The 20948-nt window shown below is 62.6% G+C and carries 18 protein-coding genes; 9 read left to right on the top strand and 9 right to left on the bottom strand.

What is annotated here, in order from left to right; genetic code table 11:
• Nucleotides 1-448: 448 nt before the first annotated feature.
• The 3 genes from RBH77_RS17715 (at nucleotide 449) to RBH77_RS17725 (ending at nucleotide 6290) form a co-directional block, all read left to right on the top strand.
• Complete coding sequence (locus RBH77_RS17715) at nucleotides 449-2026, top strand: trimethylamine methyltransferase family protein (protein WP_311028897.1); 1578 nt, start codon at nucleotides 449-451, stop codon at nucleotides 2024-2026.
• Nucleotides 2027-2062: 36 nt separating this feature from the next.
• The gene (locus tag RBH77_RS17720; RefSeq protein ID WP_311028898.1) at nucleotides 2063-4645 is read left to right on the top strand and encodes a GcvT family protein; all 2583 of its coding nucleotides are present in this window, start codon (nucleotides 2063-2065) and stop codon (nucleotides 4643-4645) included.
• 73 nt (nucleotides 4646-4718) lie between these two features.
• Nucleotides 4719-6290, top strand: a complete 1572-nt coding sequence (locus RBH77_RS17725) for a glycosyltransferase family 39 protein (RefSeq protein ID WP_311028899.1) — start codon at nucleotides 4719-4721, stop codon at nucleotides 6288-6290.
• Nucleotides 6291-6305: 15 nt separating this feature from the next.
• On the opposite strand, the gene RBH77_RS17730 is transcribed toward RBH77_RS17725, so the two are convergent.
• The 7 genes from RBH77_RS17730 to folP all read right to left on the bottom strand — a co-directional run bounded on the left by RBH77_RS17730 (nucleotide 6306) and on the right by folP (nucleotide 10900).
• Nucleotides 6306-7106, bottom strand: a complete 801-nt coding sequence (locus RBH77_RS17730; RefSeq protein WP_371832798.1) for an aspartyl/asparaginyl beta-hydroxylase domain-containing protein — start codon at nucleotides 7104-7106, stop codon at nucleotides 6306-6308.
• Between the two features lie 180 nt (nucleotides 7107-7286).
• A complete protein-coding gene (locus tag RBH77_RS17735; protein ID WP_311028900.1) occupies nucleotides 7287-7769 on the bottom strand; it encodes a hypothetical protein in 483 nt (160 codons plus the stop codon).
• Nucleotides 7770-7853: 84 nt separating this feature from the next.
• Nucleotides 7854-8402: an NADPH-dependent FMN reductase gene (locus tag RBH77_RS17740; protein WP_311028901.1), complete on the bottom strand. Its 549-nt coding sequence runs from the start codon at nucleotides 8400-8402 to the stop codon at nucleotides 7854-7856.
• 59 nt (nucleotides 8403-8461) lie between these two features.
• Nucleotides 8462-9127: a carbonic anhydrase gene (locus RBH77_RS17745; protein ID WP_311028902.1), complete on the bottom strand. Its 666-nt coding sequence runs from the start codon at nucleotides 9125-9127 to the stop codon at nucleotides 8462-8464.
• Nucleotides 9128-9189: 62 nt separating this feature from the next.
• A complete protein-coding gene (gene folK / locus RBH77_RS17750; protein WP_311028903.1) occupies nucleotides 9190-9708 on the bottom strand; it encodes a 2-amino-4-hydroxy-6-hydroxymethyldihydropteridine diphosphokinase in 519 nt (172 codons plus the stop codon).
• Nucleotides 9692-10051 (bottom strand): dihydroneopterin aldolase, encoded by a 360-nt coding sequence (gene folB, locus RBH77_RS17755; RefSeq protein ID WP_311028904.1) that lies wholly within the window; start codon nucleotides 10049-10051, stop codon nucleotides 9692-9694. The genes folK and folB overlap by 17 nt, the downstream gene beginning before the upstream one ends.
• 6 nt (nucleotides 10052-10057) lie before the next feature.
• The gene (gene folP, locus RBH77_RS17760; RefSeq protein ID WP_311028905.1) at nucleotides 10058-10900 is read right to left on the bottom strand and encodes a dihydropteroate synthase; all 843 of its coding nucleotides are present in this window, start codon (nucleotides 10898-10900) and stop codon (nucleotides 10058-10060) included.
• A gap of 122 nt (nucleotides 10901-11022) precedes the next feature.
• Here folP and RBH77_RS17765 point away from each other — a divergent pair, with 122 nt between their 5' ends.
• On the top strand, nucleotides 11023-11658 hold the full coding sequence (locus RBH77_RS17765; protein WP_311028906.1) for a DUF922 domain-containing Zn-dependent protease: 636 nt from the start codon (nucleotides 11023-11025) through the stop codon (nucleotides 11656-11658).
• A gap of 24 nt (nucleotides 11659-11682) precedes the next feature.
• On the opposite strand, the gene RBH77_RS17770 is transcribed toward RBH77_RS17765, so the two are convergent.
• The gene (locus RBH77_RS17770) at nucleotides 11683-12840 is read right to left on the bottom strand and encodes a pyridoxal phosphate-dependent aminotransferase (protein WP_311028907.1); all 1158 of its coding nucleotides are present in this window, start codon (nucleotides 12838-12840) and stop codon (nucleotides 11683-11685) included.
• Nucleotides 12841-13061: 221 nt separating this feature from the next.
• Between RBH77_RS17770 and RBH77_RS17775 the strand changes: the two genes are divergently transcribed.
• The 5 genes from RBH77_RS17775 (at nucleotide 13062) to aat (ending at nucleotide 17161) form a co-directional block, all read left to right on the top strand.
• Nucleotides 13062-13883 (top strand): DsbA family protein, encoded by an 822-nt coding sequence (locus RBH77_RS17775; RefSeq protein ID WP_311028908.1) that lies wholly within the window; start codon nucleotides 13062-13064, stop codon nucleotides 13881-13883.
• 114 nt (nucleotides 13884-13997) lie between these two features.
• Nucleotides 13998-14432 (top strand): type II 3-dehydroquinate dehydratase, encoded by a 435-nt coding sequence (gene aroQ, locus RBH77_RS17780; protein ID WP_311032595.1) that lies wholly within the window; start codon nucleotides 13998-14000, stop codon nucleotides 14430-14432.
• 25 nt (nucleotides 14433-14457) lie between these two features.
• The gene (gene accB, locus RBH77_RS17785; RefSeq protein WP_311028909.1) at nucleotides 14458-14919 is read left to right on the top strand and encodes an acetyl-CoA carboxylase biotin carboxyl carrier protein; all 462 of its coding nucleotides are present in this window, start codon (nucleotides 14458-14460) and stop codon (nucleotides 14917-14919) included.
• Nucleotides 14920-14934: 15 nt separating this feature from the next.
• Nucleotides 14935-16278 (top strand): acetyl-CoA carboxylase biotin carboxylase subunit, encoded by a 1344-nt coding sequence (gene accC, locus RBH77_RS17790; protein WP_311028910.1) that lies wholly within the window; start codon nucleotides 14935-14937, stop codon nucleotides 16276-16278.
• A 265-nt stretch (nucleotides 16279-16543) separates the two neighbouring features.
• Complete coding sequence (gene aat, locus RBH77_RS17795) at nucleotides 16544-17161, top strand: leucyl/phenylalanyl-tRNA--protein transferase (protein ID WP_311028911.1); 618 nt, start codon at nucleotides 16544-16546, stop codon at nucleotides 17159-17161.
• A gap of 191 nt (nucleotides 17162-17352) precedes the next feature.
• Here the strand turns inward: aat and dnaE are convergent, their stop codons facing one another.
• On the bottom strand, nucleotides 17353-20883 hold the full coding sequence (dnaE, locus tag RBH77_RS17800) for a DNA polymerase III subunit alpha (protein WP_311028912.1): 3531 nt from the start codon (nucleotides 20881-20883) through the stop codon (nucleotides 17353-17355).
• Nucleotides 20884-20948: the final 65 nt, after the last annotated feature.

A 20948-nucleotide genomic window follows, 5' to 3' on the forward strand; every position in this document is an offset into this window, starting at 1 on the left:
TTCCATCATGGCCGGGCTTGTCCCGACCATCTGCTAGGACAAGCCCCAGGATGACCGCGGCTGTGTCACCCGCCTTGCTCGCCTCAGAGCGCGCCGATCCACATCGCCGCTGAAACGATGAAAAGGCTGACGGCCACCAACGAAAAAACGTCCTGAACGATACCGGGCATGTTTCTCTCCTATCCCTTTATGTTCGTATTATGTTCTGTTTCTGTTCAATAGTCAACACCCCTCATGCCGACACCAACGTGGCGGATCCAGATTACCTGTCGTTCGATGCGTAACGCGCGAAGCGACGAACGGCGCTGAATGAGGAAGGATTTCTGGAAACGGTGGCCGGGCTTTGCGGCATGTCGTTTCCCTCGCGCTAATGGTCGCCGCCATCGCTATCGCCGCCGGTGTGCAAGCTCGATATTCGGCGTGAAATCGCACCCCAGTGAGGCTGATCATGATCGAAGGCCTGGAACCGGCCGAACCCGTGCCCGTCGCCGAAAGAGCACGCCGCGGCGGCCGCGCGGGAAAGCGCGCAAGCGCGGGCACTCATTTCGAGCAGCCGCCCTTCCGGCAGCATCGCATTCCTTTCGAGCCGACACGGATCGTTTCAGAAGACGAACTGGAATCGATCCACCTGGCGTCGCTCAGGGTGTTGAGGGAAATCGGCGTGGAGGTGCTGCACGACGAGGCGCGCGCCATCATGAAGAAGAACGGCGCGGACGTCGCACCGGGCGGCACGCGCGTTCGCTTCGACGCCGACATGATCCTCGAATGGATCGCTCATTGTCCACCGCGCTTCACGCTGCATGCCCGCAACCCGTCGCATGACCTCGATTTCGGCGGCAACGCCATCATCCTCGCCCAGATGGCCTCGGCGCCGAACTGTTCCGATACCGACCGTGGAAGGCGGCCCGGCAACCAGGCGGACTTCCGCAACTTCCTCAAGCTCGCGCAGATGCACAACGTGCTCCAGTGCACCGGCGGCTACCCGGTCGAGCCGATCGATATCCATCCCTCGATCCGGCATCTGAAATGCCTGCGCGATCTCACCACGCTGACCGACAAGGTCTTCCACATCTACTCGCTCGGCAAGGAGCGCAACACGGACGGTATCGAGATCGCCCGTATCGCGCGCGGCATCAGCCGTGAGCAGTTGGAGAAGGAGCCTTCCTGCTTCACCGTCATCAACACCAATTCGCCGCTCAAGCTCGATGTGCCGATGATGGAAGGTATCATCCAGATGGCGGGCGCTGGCCAGTGCGTGATCGTGACGCCATTCACGCTTGCGGGCGCCATGGCGCCGGTGACGATCGCCGGCGCGGTCGTCCAGCAGAACGCCGAGGCGCTCGCCGCCATCGCCTTCGCACAGATGGTGCGGAAAGGCGCACCGGTCGGCTATGGCGGCTTCACCTCCAACGTGGACATGAAATCCGGAGCGCCGGCCTTCGGCACGCCCGAATACATGAAGGCGCAGCTTCTCGGCGGGCAACTCGCGCGGCGCTATAGCATTCCCTACCGCACCTCCAACACCTGCGCGGCGAACACGGTGGATGCCCAAGCCGCCTATGAGAGTGTCTTTTCGCTGTGGGGCGCCATCCAGGGCGGCGGCAATTTCATGATGCATGGCGCCGGCTGGCTCGAAGGTGGGTTGCGCTGCTCCTACGAGAAGATGATCCTCGACGTCGACCTCTTGCAGATGGTAGCGGAGTTCCTGACGCCGCTCGACCTGTCGGAAGACGCGCTGGCAGTGGAGGCGATCCGCGATGTCGGACCGGGCGGGCATTTCTTCGGCACGCAGCATACGCAGGACCGCTACCGCAACGCTTTTTATTCGCCCGTCCTGTCCGACTGGCGCAATTACGAAAGCTGGACGCTGGCTGGTGCGCCGACCGCGATCGAGCACGCGAACCGCGTCTGGAAGGAGCGGCTGGCCAGCTACGAAGAACCGGCGATGGACCCCGCCATCCGCGAGGAACTCGACGATTTCGTCGAGCGCCGCATCGCCGAAGGCGGCGCCCCGACGGATTTTTGATATTCAACGAATTTCTTTATCTACGGACAAATCTCTATGAAATCTAACGTAAAAGCGATTGTGATCGGCGGCGGGGTCGTCGGCTGTTCGGTGCTCTATCATCTGGCAAAAGCCGGCTGGACCGACATCATGCTGATCGAGCGCTCGGAGCTGACCTCGGGCTCGTCATGGCACGCGGCCGGTGGCTTCCACACGCTGAACGGCGATCCGAACGTCGCCAAGCTGCAGGCCTATACGGTGCAGCTTTACAAGGAACTCGAGGAGCTTTCCGGCCAGTCCTGCGGGCTGCACCTGACCGGGGGCGCCATGGTCGCCGATAGCCCGGAACGGATGGACTTCCTGCGGCTCGCCCACGCCAAGGGCCGCTATCTCGGCATGGATACTGAACTGATCACGCCTTCCGAAGTGAAGGCAATGTTCCCGCTGATGGACGAGAAGAACTTCGTCGGCGCCATGTGGGACCCGGTCGAAGGCCATCTCGATCCTTCCGGCACGACGCATGCCTATGCCAAGGCCGCGCGGAAGCTCGGCGCGGAAATCGTGCTCAGAAACCGCGTCGTCGAACTGACGCAGGAGTCGGACGGCACCTGGAACGTCGTCACCGAACAGGGGACCGTCAAGGCCGAGCACGTCGTCAACTGCGGCGGGCTGTGGGCGCGTGAGGTCGGCCGCATGGTCGGGCTGGAACTGCCGCTGCTCGCCATGGAACACCACTACCTTCTGACCGAGGATATCCCCGAGGTCATGGACTTCAACAAGACGACCGGGCGCGAAATGATCGGCGTCATGGATTTCAAGGGTGAGATCTATACGCGGCAGGAGCGCAACGGCGTGCTGCTCGGCACCTACGAAAAGGCGTGCAAGCCATGGTCGCCGGTCGAGACGCCATGGACCTTCGGGCACGAATTGCTGGTGCCGGATCTCGACCGCATCGCGCCTTCGCTGGAGGTCGGCTTCCGCCATTTCCCCGGCATCGAGAAGGCCGGAATCAAGCAGATGATCAACGGCCCCTTCACCTTCGCGCCGGACGGCAACCCACTCGTCGGTCCCGTTCAGGGTCTCACCAATTTCTGGTGCGCCTGTGCGGTGATGGCCGGCTTTAGCCAGGGCGGCGGTGTCGGGCTCGCGCTATCGAACTGGATGGTGAACGGCGATCCGGGTTTCGACGTGTGGGGCATGGACGTGGCGCGCTTCGGTGAATGGGCGACGCTGCGCTACACCAACGCCAAGGTGCGCGAGAACTATTCGCGCCGCTTCTCCATTCGTTTCCCGAACGAGGAACTGCCGGCGGCAAGGCCGGCGCAGACGACGCCGCTCTACGACACGATGCTGGCCCAAAATGCCGTCATGGGCGATAGCTGGGGGCTGGAGACGCCGCTCTGGTTCGCGCCGAAGGGCACGGAGCCGAAGGATGTCGTCTCCTTCCACCGCTCCAACGATTTCGAGCATGTCGGAAATGAAGTGCGCGCCGTGCGCGAGCGCGTCGGCGTCACCGAGATCGCGAACTTCGCCAAATACGAGGTGAGCGGCCCCGGCGCGGAAGACTTCCTCAACCGGCTGATGACCAATCGCATGCCGAAGAAGGGCCGCATCGTGCTCACCCCGATGCTGAACGAATTCGGCAAGCTGATCGGCGATTTCACTATCGCACATGCGGGCGACGAGCGTTTCATGGTGTGGAGCTCTTCGGCGGCGCAGAAATATCATATGCGCTGGTTCGAGAAGCATCTGCCGAAGGACGGTTCTGCCAACGGGGGGGTAAGAATCCATCGCTTCGACATGACGCTGGTCGGTCTCTCCATCGCCGGGCCGAAAAGCCAGGAACTACTTCAGAAGCTGGTCGATCAGGATGTCTCGACCAAGAGCTTCCGCTTCATGGATTTCCGCGAGATGGCGGTCGGCGGCGCCCCGTGCATGGTCAACCGCATCACCTATACGGGCGATCTCGGCTACGAGATTTGGATGCAGCCGGCCTACCAGCGGCTGGTCTATCGCACCATCAAGGAGGCGGGGAACGAGTTCGGCATCGCCGATTTCGGCATGCGCGCGCTGCTCTCCATGCGGCTTGAAAAGAATTTCCCGACCTGGTTCCGTGAGCTTCGACCGATCTACGGGCCGTTCGAGGGCGGGATGGGCCGCTTCGTCAGACTTGAGAAGAACGACTTTGTCGGCCGCGAGGCGGCGGCGAAGGAACTGGAAGCCGGGCCGAAGCTGAAGCGCGTCTCCTTCACGGTCGATGCGCTTGATGCGGACGTCATGGGCGACGAGCCGATCTGGGCCAGGGTTTCGAAGGATTATGGTACGGTCGAGAAGCCGCACGGCTACGGCGCCACCCGCTTCAACGGGAGCGGGGGAGAAACCCGGATCTCGAAAGCCGAGGAAGGCGATTCCTCGATCCGCGGCATTGTCGACGGCGAATGGCGGGTCGTCGGCTGGGTGACCTCGGGCGGCTACGCGCATTACGTCAAGCAGTCGATGGCGCAGGGCTACGTGCCGGCAGCGCTCGCGGAAGTCGAGAGCAACGGCCTCTTCGAGATAGAAATCCTCGGGCGCCGGCGGCCGGCCCGCATCAATGTCCAGCCACTCTTCGATCCGACCGGCCAAAAGATGCGCGCGTAAGCGGACCGGCGCGATTGCCGCCGCCACGGCCGCCATGGTAACAGCCGGCGGTTCCAGGCATGGCAGGCGTGTGGTGAGCAATTTTCTGGTAAACCTCGGCAGACGGCTTGGCGAAGAAAGGTTCGGGCCGTTTGACGGGGCGATCGCCTTCATTGCCCTCTATTGTCTATTACAGGCCATTGCCTTGCCGCTGGTCAGCTATTGGGCGGGCACAGGCGTCAATATCGACGAGGCGGAGCAACTCATCTATCTGCCGCATTTCTGGATGGGATACGGCAGTTCCCAGCCACCGCTCTACAGTTGGCTGAGTGCCGCCTTCTGCCAGATTTTCGGCACGACAATCCTGTCGCTGAAAATCATAAAGTATCTTGTCTTTCTGCTGGGTACGGTTTGTGTCGCCGTTAGCGTACGCAGGCTGGGATATTCCCGTGCAGCGGCCGCGGCCGCCATGCTCGGCCTGTTCACCGTCCCTGAAATCCTCTGGGAAATGCAGCGCGCGCTGACCCACTCCGTTGCGGCATTCGCATTCTCCGCCATGATGGTCCTGGCACTGGTCCTGCTTTTCGAGAAGCGCACCATTGCCCGGTATGCCTTTTTCGGTCTGGCGGCGGGATTGGCGCTGCTCGCCAAATACAACGACGTCCTTCTCCTTATCGCGTTGATCGCAGCCGCATTGTCCATCCCGGCCTATCGGTCGGCGATCCTCGATCGCAGGATCGTTGTGAGCATGTTCCTCACCGCTCTTGTCGTCCTCCCGACCGCGCTCTGGAGCCTGGAGCACCGAAGCGCGCTCCTTGGCCACGCTTCGAAATTCGAGATCAGCGGTTTCGGAGCACACATTCTATCGGCACGGCTGCGAGGCCTCTGGGATTTGGTGTGGGGCACCGTCAGCTTCGCCATATTGCCATTCGGTCTCGTCGTCATGGCCTTCATTGCGGAAAAGCTGGTGATGAACGCCTGGCGGCACAGAGCCGGGGCCGGGGCTCAATTCGTTGGCTGTACCATCCTTTTCGGCCTGGCGATCACGGCCGTGCTGATCATCGCCAGCGGCACCGCCGAAGTTCGAAATCGCTGGCTGCTGCCGCTCCTGTTCCTAGTGCCGGCCTATGGCGCGATGCGAGCCGAAGAATTCGATCTTAAAGGCAAGAGAATCCAGTATTTCCTTGCCGGCATAGGTGGCGCGTTCGCGATCGCGGCAATTCCCCTGATCTGGTACGTGCAAGCCGCCGGCGGAAACGGCTTTTCCAGTTCCGTGCGGCTCGATTATCCGGCCTTCTACAAGCTCTTGACAGCCGACGGGCCCGTTTCGACCATCGTCGGCGACGAGCAATGGGTCGGCAATTTCCGTCTGGTCGAGCGCGATCTCGCGATCCTCGATCCCGAGACGCCGTATTTCGGAACCCTTATGCGACCACCCGCCGTGGTAGTCTGGCTTGACGGCGGGCCGCCTCCGGCGGGCTTGCTGAACAGGGTAGAAAAGGCCGGTTACGCCGTCGAGGGCAGCGTGCACGAACTGTCCGTACCCGAGCATCTGAGCAAGAAGGGCAGCCGCGAAGCAGGCTTTGCCCGGCTCCGGAAAATCCGTGATGTCCCGCCGGCGGATGCGGATATTCCGGATGCCGAACCCGCTCACGACGGCGACTGAGGGGCACCAGCCCTGTCAGTGCTCCTTGCCGCCGGCGAAGAAGAGCTTTTCCCACTTCTTCTGAGCCTGATAGCCCTCTCGGATGAAGGGGGTGAAAGGCGCGAGGTTCAGGAGCAGCCAGTTGGTCAGGCTGGCGGGAAAGCGGGTCGGCTTCACGAAATCGACGAACAGCACGACGCGCGTCTCGCCGGAGTGGTTCCACGCCTCGTGCTCGTAGGCATCGTCGAAGAGCAGAACCTTGCCTTCGTCCCAGTGGCATATCCGGTCGAGCACGCGGATGGCGATCTTGTCGCGCTCGGGCGGCACCTTCAGCCCGAGATGCAAGCGCAGCACGCCGTTATAGGGGCCGCGATGCGCCTTCAGATGCTTGCCGGGCTCGAAGATCGAGAACATCGCCGCCTTGAGACCGGGAACCTTCTGCAGAATACGCCAGGTCTCCGGGCAGGCGCGGACGCCCTCCTCCGATACCGAACCGTAGCCGCACAGCACGAAGGTCTTCCAGTCGCGGTCGGTGGAGATCGTGCTGACCTCGCTCAATATCTCGTGGAAGCCCGGCAACTCGTCCTTGCGGGTGAGCACGCGATCCAGCTCGGCGCGGATAAGCTTCCATTCCTTCTCTATATCCGCCGCCCATGGAAAAGTGGCGTTGTCATAAACCGGCGGATTGCCATGGACCGCATATTTCAGGTTGAGCCGTTCGGCCCAATCCACGATAGCCTGGCCGATCCGGTAGCCGAGACCCTTCTTGAACATGGGATCCTCGATCCCCTGTGTACGCTTCTGCTCGAAATTCCCGATGCTGACTTTCTGATCCATTTCATGCAACCTTGCGTATTCACGTGCGAACGAAGCGCCTGACACGCACTCCGCAATCAGATATCGCCGTCGCGACGCGCTTCAACCGAGGAAATCGGACAACCTCAATTGAGGCGGTTTAGCGGCAAGGCTGTTCCGCGTCCTTCAGTTCCAGTGCTCAGGCCGCTTCCGTTCAGCGGGTCATGCCGACTTGTTCACGTAGACGGTCAGCGAACCGTCGTTGTTGAGTTTCACCGCGACGATCTGTTCCGGCTTGATCGATTTTTCCTTGAGCTTGCTTTGGAGAGGATCGTTGGCGCGGATTGCGTCCCGAAGCGCCTTGATGCCGTTGCGGTTCTCAGTGATCGCCTTGTCAATCGCTGCCTTGTCGCCGCCCGCGCCTACGTCCACGATCCTGAGGGACGCGACCTTGCTCATCGATTGCACCCGGGCGGCGCCCTCTTCGCTGGCGCGTATGCCGGCAACAGCTGCATCGAGAGGGCTCTGCTTCTGCGCAGCCCCGCTCTCTTCCGGAGCCATGCCGCCTGTGTTCGGTGTCTGCTGGACACTGTCGCTCATCGTCCGGGTGGCGTCGTTCGCATCGTTTCGCGGGCCGGCGGCGAAGGACGGCACGGTCAGCACGAGCATGCAAGCCGCCGCGGCGCCGATTGTCGATTTCTTCATCTTCCAACTCCTTTCGAGCGGATCCCTGCCAGACAACAGGATGGACGCCGAGGAGTTCCCGGAATTGATAAGCGCTAGCGGCGCTCAGCCCTTCGCCGAAGTGTCCGGATCGGTCACGAAGGCCGCGAACCCCGCAATTGCGCCTGCAAGACGCTCCCGCGTTTCGGATCGATCCAGCATCTCCCGGGCTTCGCCCTGCGACTTGCCGACGAGGTGCATCTCGAAGGCAAGGCCGGGCTGAAGCCTTGTCGACATCGTCCTCAGCACCTCCGAAAGATGCTCCCTGACGGAAAGGCCGCGCACGGACGCGTGCACCAGCATGACGGGCTTGTTCGGGATTTCAGAACCCGAGACGAGCCAGTCGAGCGCATTCTTGAGGGGACCGGGAATGCCGTGCGCGTATTCCGGCGAGGCGACGATCAGTCCGTCCGCCTCACCCACCTGTCGTGCCAATTCGACTACAGCGAGCGGCCGGTGTTCACCATCCCGATCAGGGTCGAAGAGCGGCAGACTCCGTATCTCCTCGCAGATACGGACGGCGATGCCTTCCGGTGCATGGCGCGCAAAGGCTTCCAGCAGGACGCGGTTGGTCGAGGCCGCACGCAGGCTGCCGCAGATTGCCAGAAATCGCATGGAGGCGCTTCCTTCGAGGATTGCAGAAGCAGCCGAGTCTAGCCGATTCGAGGCCGGCGTCAGGATGCGGAGGAAAGCCGCTCCTGGAACTGCCCGTCGATCGGCTCGAAAATTCCGGTCGACGGGTCGCGGACCAGCATGCGACCAGTGGCGACGCCGAAGAAGGCGCCATGCAGTTCGAGTTTGCCGCGCTCCACGAGGATGCGCACACAGGGGAAGGTCATGAGGTTCTTAAGGCTGAGCTCGACCGAGGCGAATTCCAGCTTGCGCAGATATTCATCGTGATCGTGCTCATGGCGCGGGCCGAGGCTTTTCGCCGCCGGCGCGATCTGCGACATCCAGCGGCCAATGAAGTCACCGGGCGACAGCGGCTCCTGCTCGTCGGCGAAAGCGCGGATGCCGCCGCAATGTGCGTGGCCCAGGACGACGATATGCTTCACATGCAGGGCCTGCACGCCGAACTCGAGCGCAGCGCTCGTGCCGTGCTGCGTGTCGCCATGCTGCTCGTAGGGCGGGATGATGTTGGCGACGTTGCGTACGACGAGGAGTTCGCCCGGCGCGGCATCGAAGATCACTTCCGGCGACACGCGGGAATCGACACAGCCAACCACCATGATTTCCGGATGCTGACCCTTCTCGGCCAACGTCTTGTAGCGTCCATGCTCGTTGGCGAAGCGGTTCTCCAGAAAAGCCTTATGGCCGTCGATCAACCGCTTCGGAAACATGCCGTCACTCCGTTTTGTTTCATTGTGCCGACGGGAAGGACCATTTTCCTCGAAGGGAAACGTCAGCCTTGGCGCCACCAGTCGCCGTCGGCGGTTACCCGGTCTATCCCCTTCGTATCGAGCGATGCAAGGAATTGTGCGACACCCCTTCCGCCGATCTTCAATTCCGGTGCGATCTCGGCCAGAGGCAGGAGCACGAAGGCGCGTTGCGTCATGCGCGGATGCGGCACTTCGAGGCCGAGTTCGTTAATCGACAGATCACCGAAGAGCAGCAAGTCGATGTCGATGGTCCGCGGGCCCCAGCGTTCGGCACGAACGCGCTTCAGACCCTTTTCGGCCTCAAGGCAGAGGTCCAGCAATTGGCGCGGCGAACGGCCGGTCTCCACGCCTGCCACTGCATTCAGGAAATCCGGCTGATCCGTCTTGCCCCAGGGCGGCGTGCGATAGACGGAGGAAACTGCGCATACGCGGGTTCGCAGATCGGCGTCGATCGCCTGAAGCGCTCTCGCCATGGCGTCTTGCGGATCGCCAAGATTACCGCCAAGCCCCAGCCATGCCGGATTCCTACTGCGGCCAGACAACCGTCACCTCGACATAATCCAGAACGCCTTGAACAGGGGCGTTGGGCTTGCGTACCGTCACCGCCGCACTGACGATGCGGGGAAAGCGATCGCACAGCGCCTGCGCCATTTCCAGCGCCAGCGCTTCGATCAGAAGGCGGCGACGTCCGGTGACGATCTCCTGTATGACGCCAAAGGCGACCCCGTAATCCACCGTTGCGTCAATATGGTCCTGGGCGAGTGCTTCGCCCGCCTCGACCGTCAATTCGGCGTCCACATAGAAGCGCTGGCCGAGCGTTTCCTCCGCATCCAATACCCCGTGGCGCGCGAAGAACGCGCAATTCTTCATGCGGATCACATGCATCGGCGGTCAGTTCCCGTGGACGGCATGCGCCAGCATAGCATCGGCCATCTTGAGCGCGTCCACATTGATTGCGACATTGTGGACGCGAAAAAGCACGGCGCCCTTCAGCCGCAGGATGACGCTCGTGGCAGCCGTGCCGACATCGCGGTCGTCCCCTTCCCTGCCAGTCACGGAGCCGACGAAACGCTTGCGCGACGTGCCGACAGCAAGCGGGAAACCGAGCGCGGCGAGTTCCTCGAAGCGCGCCATCAGTTCAAGATTATCGGCAGGTGTCTCCTTGGCGAAGCCGAAGCCCGGATCGAGCACGATAGCTTCGTCAGCGACACCGGCGGCGCGCGCGATGCCGACCGATTTTTCCAGGAAAGCGAACTGGTCGGCGACGACATCCGGCTCCTTCTGCCGTTCGCGGCCCGTATGCATCAGGAGAAGGCCGGCGCCCGTTTCCGCCGTGACGCGGGCGATCTCGGGCTCACGCTGCGCGCCCCAGACGTCGTTGACGATATGCGCGCCCCTCTCGACCGCAAGCCGCGCCGTCTCGGCCCGATATGTGTCGACCGAGACGATCGTTCCACCCGATGCCAGCGCTTCTATCACCGGCAGGATGCGCGCCTGTTCCTCCTCGGCCGTTATGGGCCGCGCTCCTGGACGAGTGGATTCGCCGCCGACATCGATGATGACCGCGCCTTCCCGCAGCATCCGCTCCGCTTGCGCCAGGGCCTTCTCAGGCGAGAAATAGCGGCCGCCATCGGCGAAGGAGTCCGGCGTCACGTTGAGGATGCCCATGACCAGCGCCTCGGCGCCGAATTCCAGGCTGCGGCCATGCGCCAGTTGCCAGCGCCTGTTGGTCATGGCGGAAAGCTGCTCCATATCCGGTGGAGTGGCTTTCTGAAGCGGGCCGGACGGAAAATCAATGACATTTGCGTTGTGCCGCCCGATCGGGAACGGCAAAGTGGCGCGCGAGAGGCTTGCTCATGAAGCATTTACTGGCCGCACTGTTCCTGACCCTGTCGGCGAGCCCGGCATTCGCGGCCGACATGGTCAGGAGCTACAGCTATTACACGCTCGACGCGACGACGCTCGACGAGTTGAGCAAGCAGTTCGAAAGCCGCGGCCCCAAGGTGGAAAGCTCTGGCCACAAGCATCCGGGCGCGACGCGGATGCAGTTCACCACGCATACGACCTACAGCCGGGAACCCGGCCGCTGCCGCGTTTTGAAGGCAAGGACCGTTCTGAAAGTGGAAGTGATCCTGCCGCGCTGGCGGCCTCGACGGAAACCGGAAGCGGACATGCGCATCATCTGGGACACGCTTGCCTCGGATATACGCCGGCACGAAGGCCAGCACACGGACATCGCCAAGAACTATGCGCGCAAGCTGGAACAATCGATCCAGGAATTGGGATCGGCCGATAATTGCGCGGAGATGGCGGTGAAAGTGAAAAAGACCACGGCAAGCGTGCTGGATGAGCACGACCGCGCCCAGCAGCAATTCGACCGCGTGGAGAACATTAATTTCGAGGACCGGTTCCAGCGGCTCCTCGACTACCGGCTGCAACGCATGGAAGGCCGGCAATCAAGGGAATTCGGCAGTCCGCGCTACCACCATTGAAACGAAAGGAACGCGGCTCCGCCTTCAGTTCAAGCCGTTAAGCCAACGCTCGATACGGTTCGTTGCCTCCACCATGTCGCCGACGCTGCCGGCATAGGAAAAGCGCATGAAGCGGTGACCTTCGACCGTGTCGAAGTCGAGCCCCGGCGTTGCGGCCACATGCGCCTCGGCCAGCATGCGGCGGGCGAAGGCCATGCTGTCATTCGTATGGGCCGAGACGTCGCAATAGGCATAGAAGGCGCCGTCCATGGGCGCTGCGATGCGAAAGCCGAGTTGCGGCAGGCGCTTCATGAGCATGTCGCGGCTCTGCCGGTAGCGTTGCCTCACGGCGTCGAGTTCCCTGCTGGCTTCGAAGGCGCGAATCGCAGCGCGCTGGGAGATTTCAGGCGCGGAGATATAGAGGCTCTGCTGTACGCGCTCGACGGGGCGGACCAGTTCCTCGGGCAGCACCATCCAGCCGATCCGCCAGCCGGTCATGCAGTAATATTTCGAAAACGAGTTGATCACCGTCACGTCCGGCGGGATCGCGAGCGCCGTCTTGTCGGGGCCGACATAGTTCAGCCGGTGATAGATCTCGTCCGATATCGCCGCGATACCGCACGAAGCGGCGTATTCGAGCAACTTTTCAAGCTCGGAATCGGGAATGATCGCGCCCGTCGGGTTGGCGGGACTGGCGAAGAGCACGCCCCTGAGCGGCAGGCGCTCATGCGCCTCGGCCAGCTGCGCGGCGGTCAGGTAGCCTTCCTCGCCGAGCGGGATCTCCACCACCTCCAGCCCGAGCGAGGCCATGATGTTGCGATAGGCCGGATAGCCGGGCGCGGTGATCGCGACCTTGTCACCGGGGTCGAAAAGCGTAAGGAAGGCAAGGTTGAACGCGGCCGACGAGCCCGTCGTAACGACGATGCGGGAGATGGGAACCTTCACGCCGTAATGATCGGCATAGTGGGCCGCGATCGCCTCGCGCAGGCTGGCAAGGCCGAGCGCATCCGTATAGCCGATGCGGCCGTCGGCAAGCGCCTCACGCGCGGCCTCGCGCACGATTTCCGGCGCCGGATCGGAAGGCTGGCCGACCGCCATCGAGATGACGTCGTGGCCTTCCGCCTTCAACCGGTTTGCCTCGGCGAGCACGTCCATGGCGTGAAAGGGCTCGACCGCGCTTCGCCGTGAAACGGATATTCCCATGCCCTTCAAATCCTGCTTCTGTTCCGCCGTCCTTGCGGCGCGCCGCACAAATGCCCGATTGGTGTGGGGATCACAAGGCGGGCGCTTCGATAGATCGCAGTCGGGAACGATGCCGAACCGTTGATTGGCTTCGGGCGGTTGAGGTTATTAAGATCATATAGAGAGAATCCGGCGCTATCTCGCGCCGGAAACCGCAATTCAGGCAAGAGGACAAGCCCTCCATGAAAACCGCAATCCTGACCGCCGTCTGCGGCATCGCCGTTTCCGCCGTGATGTTGGGCGCCGGCTTTGTCTCCGGCTCGTCGGTAAATGCCGATGAACTACCGCAAGTGGTCAGGGTGGCCGACAATGCGCCGTTCAGCAGCGCCGCCGACAAGGCTGCCATAGAGGCGATCATCCACGACTACCTCGTGAAGAATCCCGAAGTGATGCTCGAGGTGCAGGATGCGCTCGAAAAGAAGCAGAGCGAAGCGCAAAGGGTAGCCCAGGAGAAAGTGATCAAGGATTCCGCCAAGCAGATCTTCGATGCGTCCTATGACGGTATCGTCGGCAACCCCGACGGGAAGATCAGCATCGTCGAGTTCTTCGACTACAATTGCCATTTCTGCAAAGGCGCGCTCCCCGACATGCAGGCGCTCGTCAAGGAGAACAAGGATCTACGCTTCGTGCTGAAGGAGTTCCCGATTCTTGGCGAGGATTCGGCCAAGGCAAGCGTCGTTTCAATGGCGTTCAAGAAGCTGATGCCCGAGAAATACGGCGATTTCCACCTGCAGCTTCTCGGCGGCAATGGCCGCGCCGACGAGGCGAAGGCCATCAAGATAGCCGTCTCGCTCGGCGCCGACGAAGCCGCGTTGCGCCAGGAAATGAAGGACCCGGCCATCCAGAAGGATATCCAGAGCACCTACGATCTCGCCAACAAGCTGTCGATTTCCGGCACGCCGTCCTATGTGGTCGGCGACGAGGTCGTCTTCGGTGCGCTGGGCAAGAAAGTGCTCGACGAAAAGCTTGCCAATGTGCGCGCCTGCGACCACACGACGTGCTGAATTCTGTGCTTTTCCGGTTGTGGACACCAACAGAAGGCCTTGCGCCGTTTGCATAGCGGTTTAAGAGCCTCTAAGCCGATGTAGAGGTTCCGCGCGCGGCGAAAGGACTTTCTTCTGAAAACGGTTTTTGTAATCAACGGCCCCAATCTCAACATGCTCGGCAAGCGTGAGCCCGGTATCTACGGCGGCAAGACGCTGGACGAAATCGGGAAGGATTGCCAGGCGGCCGGCAAGGCGCTCGGCCTCGAAGTCGATTTCCGGCAATCGAACCATGAGGGCGATCTCGTCTCCTGGATCCAGGAGGCGGGCGAGAAAGCCGTTGGCGTAGTCATCAATCCGGGCGCTTACGGCCACACGTCGATCGCCATCCACGATGCCATCCGGTCGGTGGCTCCGTTACCGGTGGCGGAAGTACATCTATCCAATATCCACGCGCGCGAACCGTTCCGGCACGTCTCCATGGTCGCGCCGGTCGCGACCGGAATGATCTGCGGCTTCGGGCCGCTTGGCTACGAACTGGCGTTGCGGGCGCTTGCCGCGCGGCTTTGAGAAAAAGAAAAAGGGGCGCAATCGAATGCCTATCAAGAAGAACGATGTCGATCAGCAACTCATCCGCGATCTGGCGGGCATTCTGGACGACACAAATCTGACCGAGATCGAGGTCGAAAGCGGCGATTTCCGCGTGCGCGTCTCGCGGCAGGCCGCCGCGGCGGCGCAATCCTTCAGCATTCCAGCCGTGGCCGCCAGCCCCCAAGCCGTGGCGGCAGCCCAGCCTGCCGTAGCGCCGGTGGCCGACACGGCGAAGAATGCCGTACCCTCGCCGATGGTCGGCACCGCCTATCGCTCGCCCGCGCCCGGCTCCGACCCTTTCATCCAGGTGGGCCAGAGCGTGCGCGAGGGCCAGACACTGCTCATCATCGAAGCAATGAAGACGATGAACCAGATCCCCTCGCCTCGTTCGGGCACAGTCAGCGCCATACTGGTCGAGGACGGGCAGCCGGTCGAATATGGCGAGCCCCTCGTGATCATCGACTGAGTGGGAGCCGAAGGCGTGTTCCAGAAAGTTCTCATTGCCAACCGTGGCGAGATTGCGCTGCGCATCCTGCGCGCATGCAAGGAACTCGGTATCCAGACGGTGGCGGTGCATTCGACGGCCGACGCCGACGCGATGCATGTGCGGCTCGCCGACGAGAGCGTCTGCATCGGGCCGCCAGCCTCGCGCGAGAGCTATCTGAATATCCACCAGATCGTCGCCGCCTGCGAGATTACCGGCGCCGACGCCATCCATCCGGGCTACGGCTTCCTTTCGGAGAACGCCAAGTTCGCCGACATCCTCGCCGCGCACAACATCACCTTCATCGGCCCCTCGGCGGAACACATCCGCATCATGGGCGACAAGATCGAAGCGAAGCGCACGGCAAAGCGGCTCGGGATTCCCGTCGTTCCTGGCTCCGAGGGCGGTGTCACCGACGATAAGGAGGCGGCGCGCATCGCCGGCGAGATCGGCTACCCGGTCATCATCAAGGCGGCCGCCGGCGGCGGCGGGCGCGGCATGAAGGTGGCGCGCGGTCCGGAAGACCTTTCGATCGCACTCTCCACCGCGCGCACTGAAGCGGGTGCGGCCTTCGGCGACGACGCCGTCTACATCGAGAAATATCTGGAGAAGCCGCGCCATATCGAGGTTCAGGTGATGGGCGACGGCGCCGGCAAGGCGGTCCATCTCGGCGAACGCGACTGCTCGCTGCAGCGCCGCCACCAGAAAGTCTGGGAAGAGGCGAACTCGCCCGCGCTCAACGCCGAGGAGCGCGACAAGATCGGCATGACGGTGGCCAATGCCATAGCCGACCTCGGCTATTCAGGCGCCGGTACGATCGAATTCCTCTACGAGGGCGGCGAATTCTATTTCATTGAAATGAACACGCGCCTCCAGGTCGAACATCCGGTCACGGAGGCGGTCACTGGCATCGATCTCGTGCACGAGCAGATCCGGGTTGCTTCCGGAAGCGGCCTGTCGGTCAGGCAAAAGGACATACAGTTCAACGGCCACGCCATCGAATGCCGCATCAATGCCGAGGACCCGCGCACCTTCACGCCCTCGCCCGGCACGATCGACCATTTCCACACACCGGGTGGCCTTGGCGTACGCGTCGATTCGGGCGTCTATTCCGGTTACCGCATCCCGCCCTACTACGACAGCCTGATCGGCAAGCTCATCGTCCACGGCCGCAACCGCGTCGAGGCGCTGATGCGGCTTCGCCGGGCGCTCGACGAATTCGTCGTCGACGGGATCAAGACCACATTGCCGCTTTTCCAGGATTTGATCGGCAATCCCGATATCGCCAATGGCGACTATGATATCCATTGGCTGGAGAAATACCTGGCCAAGGCGGATTAGCGCCAGGTGCGTCCTTCGAGGCTCGCCCGGAGATGTTCGCGAACAGATATCGACGCCGTGCGGGCTCGCACCTCAGGATGAGGGCGGGCGGCGCCTGTCACATGTCCGCCTTCACTGACGATGCATCCAAATCCTCCGACATGGTCGGGTTTGAAGACAAGGCGCGAGCCTTCCTCATCCTGAGGTGCGAGCCCGCGCGACCTGTCCGACTGAGCCAAGCCATTTGCGGGCGAGCCTCGAAGGACGCACCGTGGCCGAGCCGAAAATGACCCGCCCGCTCGCGCCCGGCTCCGGCATACCGACCGACCTTTTACTGAGAGCCTATGCGTCCGGCGTCTTTCCGATGGCGGAAAGCGCTGATGACCCGGAGGTATTCTGGGTCAGGCCGGAGACGCGCGGCATTATCCCGCTCGACGCTTTCCACATACCGAAAAGCCTTGCCAAGACCATCCGCCATGGCGCTTTCGAGATTGCCTTCGACCGCGACTTCACCGGCGTGATCGAGGGTTGCTCGGAGAAACGGCCGGAGCGGCGAAGCACGTGGATCAACAAGCCGATCCGCGAGGCCTACACCCGTCTCTTCGAACTCGGACATTGCCATACGGTCGAGGCATGGCGCGAGGGACAACTCGCCGGCGGACTCTACGGGGTCACCCTTGGCCGAGTCTTCTTCGGTGAAAGCATGTTTTCGCGTGAGCGCGACGCCTCCAAGGTCTGCCTCGCCGCCCTCGTCGACAGGCTGAGCGCACGGAGCTTCCAGCTTCTCGACACGCAGTTCACCACCGAACACCTGAAGCGCTTTGGTGCGATCGACGTGCCACGCCGCAAATATGAGCGGCTGCTGGAAGAGGCGCTGAAGGGCGAACCGGCGACGTTCGGGTGACAATCGCGCGAATTGACCGGACCTCAAGAATGCCCCCACCCCTAACCCCTCCCCACAAGGGGGAGGGAGACGCCGTCACCGCCCTCCGTGTCAAAAATCGCCGAAGGATTGTACTACATGGCGCTGGCACAAAGTTCCCCTCCCCCTTGTGGGGAGGGGTTAGGGGTGGGGGTAACGGCCGCGCAAAATTCTCACACCAGTTCTACCTCCACCACACCTGGAACGGCGCGGATGGCGGCGGCGATCTGGGGGGAAAGGCGGTAGCGGTCGGGCAGTTCGATCTCGACCTCGGCCTCGCCGCCCTCCTTGATGAGCACGACCGAGACCTGCCCCTCCCCGCCGCGATCCAACCGCGCGGAGAGCGCATTCGCGGGCGCCGCGTCGCGCAGGAAGACGCGCATTTCCTGGCGCATGCGGCTTGCTTCCTCGTCGAGCGCCTGCACGGACTGGATGCGAAGGCTGATGCCTTCCGGCCTATCCTCCGCCGAGACGGTGATGACGACGGAGCGGCCGGGCTCCAGAAGATCACGGTACTGCGCCAGCGTTTCGGAAAACAGCACTGCCTCGAACTGGCCGGTCGTATCGGAAAGCTGGATGACGCCCATCTTGTTGCCGGTGCGCGTCTTGCGTTCCTGCTTGGAAGTGACGGTGCCGGCAAGCCGCCCGGCCGCCGCGCCGCGCTTCACCGCATTTGAAAACTCCGCCCAGTTCTGCACGCGCATCCTCTCGAGCAACTTCTTGTAGCCGTCGAGCGGATGCGCCGAGAGATAAAAGCCCACCGCCTGGAACTCGCGGTGCAGCTTTTCCGCCGGTAGCCATGGCTCGACGGCGGGCAGGCGGAGCTTTTCCGCCGGACCTTCGGCAGCGGCGCCGAACATATTCCCCTGACCGAGCGAGGCTTCCTGTTGTGCGAGCGCGGCCATGCCCATCAGCCGGTCGACGCCCGCCGTGAGCGCCGCGCGGTCATGGCCGAAGCAATCGAAGGCACCTGCCGCGATCAGGCTTTCGAAGACACGTTTTCCCGCGGTCCTGGGATCGATACGGGCGCAGAAATCCTCGATGCTCGTGAACGGCCTTTCTCTACGGACCGCCACGATATGCTCGACCGCCGCGTCGCCGACGCCCTTGATGGCCGCGAGCGAATAGAAGATTCGATTCTCGCCGACCTCGAAATCGCGATAGGAGGTCGTCACCGAAGGCGGTACCACGTCGATGCCGAGGCGGAGCGCATCCTGCCTGAAATCGCCGAGCTTGTCGGTGTTCGACATGTCGAGCGTCATCGAGGCGGCAAGGAACTCCACCGGATAATGCGCCTTCAGATAGGCGGTCTGGTAGGAGACGAGAGCGTATGCAGCCGCATGACTCTTGTTGAAGCCGTAATCAGCGAACTTGGCGAGCAGATCGAAGATCATGTTCGCCTGCGCCTTGTCGACGCCGCGCTCCACCGCCCCATCCACGAATCGGACGCGCTGCTGGTCCATCTCGGCGCGGATCTTCTTGCCCATGGCGCGACGGAGCAGATCGGCCTCACCGAGCGAGTAGCCGGAGAGTTCCTGCGCGATCTGCATCACCTGTTCCTGGTAGACGATGACGCCCTGGGTCTCGGCCACCAGATGGTCGATCTTGGGATGGATCGAGGCGATCTCCTCCTCGCCATGCTTTCTGGCGTTGTAGGTCGGGATGTTCTCCATCGGTCCCGGCCGGTAGAGCGCGACCAGCGCGATCAGATCCTCGATACGGTCCGGCTTCATGCCGATCAGCGCCTTTCGCATGCCCGCACTTTCAACCTGGAACACGCCGACGACCTCGCCGCGCGACAGCATGGCGTAGGTTTCCGCGTCGTCGAGCGGCAGCTTGGCGAGGTCGATGTCGACGCCGCGACGCTTGATGAGTTTCACGGCGGTGTTGAGTACCGTCAGCGTCTTCAGGCCGAGGAAGTCGAACTTCACCAGCCCCGCCTGTTCGACATATTTCATGTTGAACTGCGTGACCGGCATGTCGGAGCGCGGGTCGCGGTACATCGGCACCAGTTCGGAAAGCGGGCGGTCGCCGATGACGATGCCGGCCGCATGGGTCGAGGCGTGACGGTAGAGCCCTTCGAGCTTCTGCGCCATGTCGAGAAGCGTCTGGACGATCGGCTCCTTCTCGACCTCCTCGGCGAAGCGCGGCTCGTTGGCGATTGCTTCCGCCAACTTGACCGGGTGGGCGGGGTTCGCAGGCACCATCTTGCAGAGCCGATCGACCTGGCCGTAGGGCATTTGAAGGACGCGACCTACGTCACGGAGAACCGCGCGGGCCTGCAGCGTACCGAAGGTGATGATCTGCGCCACCTGCTGGCGGCCGTAACGTTCCTGCACGTAATGGATCACCTCATCGCGGCGGTCCTGGCAGAAATCGATGTCGAAGTCGGGCATCGACACACGCTCGGGATTGAGAAAGCGCTCGAACAGAAGCGAGAAGCGCAGCGGGTCGACATCGGTGATGGTGAGCGACCAGGCAACAAGCGAGCCGGCGCCCGAGCCGCGCCCCGGGCCGACCGGGATGCCGTGGGCCTTCGCCCATTTGATGAAGTCCGAGACGATCAGGAAATAGCCCGGAAATTTCATCCGCTCGATGATGCCGAGCTCGAATTCGAGCCGCTCGCGATAATCCTTCTCGGTGTAGCCGGGCGTCATGCCATGCGCGGCGAGGCGTGTGTCTAGCCCCTGCCACGCCTGCGCCCTCAGTTCCTCCGCCTCGGCCTTCTCCGCCTCTTCCGGATGATCGGTCTTCGCGGTGGTGAAACGCGGCAGGATCGGGGCGCGGTTCTTCGGGTAATAGACGCAGCGGCGGGCGATCTCGACCGTGTTGTCCACGGCTTCCGGGAGATCGGCGAAGAGCGCGACCATCTCGGTCTGGCTCTTCAGATGGCTCTCCTCGGTCAGCCGCCGGCGTTCGTCCACGGCGACGACCGTGCCCTCTGCAATGGCGAGCAATGCGTCATGCGCCTCGTAGTCTTCCCGCTTCGGGAAAAAGGCCTCATTGGTCGCCACCAGCGGCAGTTCGTGCCGGTAGGCAAGATCGACCGACGCCGCTTCGACGGCGCGGTCGTAGCCACGCGGCCGCTGAAGCTCGAGATAAAGCCGGTTGCCGAAACGTTCCTTGAGGAAGAGAAGCCGGCTTTCAGCCAGCGCCGCGTGCTCCTCTTTCAGTGCCTTGCCGACCGGCCCGCGTTCGCCGCCAGTCAGGCAGATGATGCCGTCCGAAAGACCTTCAAGCCAATCCGAAAGGATATGGGTCGGCTCCGATGGCGGCGTGTCGAGATAGGCGCGGCTGACCAGCCGAGCCAGATTGGCATAGCCCGCCTCGGTGGCGGCGATAAGCACGACCGGAGCCATTTCGGGCCCACCGCGTTTTCCATTGCGCGGGCTGGCCACCGTTTCGCCGACGAAAGAAAGATCGAGCTGGCAACCGATGATGGGCTGGATACCGTCCTTCACGGCCTTCTGCGAAAATTCCATCGCGCCGAAGAGGTTGTTGGTATCGGTGATGGCGATGGCCGGCGTCCGGTCCGCCTTGGCGAGCGCGACGACCTTCGCAACCGGCAACGCGCCTTCGAGCAGCGAATAGGCCGAATGCACGTGAAGATGGATGAAGAGGCGGCTTTCCTGTGGCTGTGCGGGTTCTTCGGCATCGCCCTTGGCCGCGCGAAGGATCGGATCGCGTATCTTGTCGCTGGCCATGGAACCGCTGCCGCTTCGTGAGAATCTATCTGGATATGTCCATTGTCGGGGATAGGCGGTCGCCC

Origin of the sequence: Mesorhizobium koreense (genome assembly GCF_031656215.1) — a bacterium.
GTDB classification, from domain to species: Bacteria; Pseudomonadota; Alphaproteobacteria; order Rhizobiales; family Rhizobiaceae; genus Mesorhizobium_L; species Mesorhizobium_L koreense.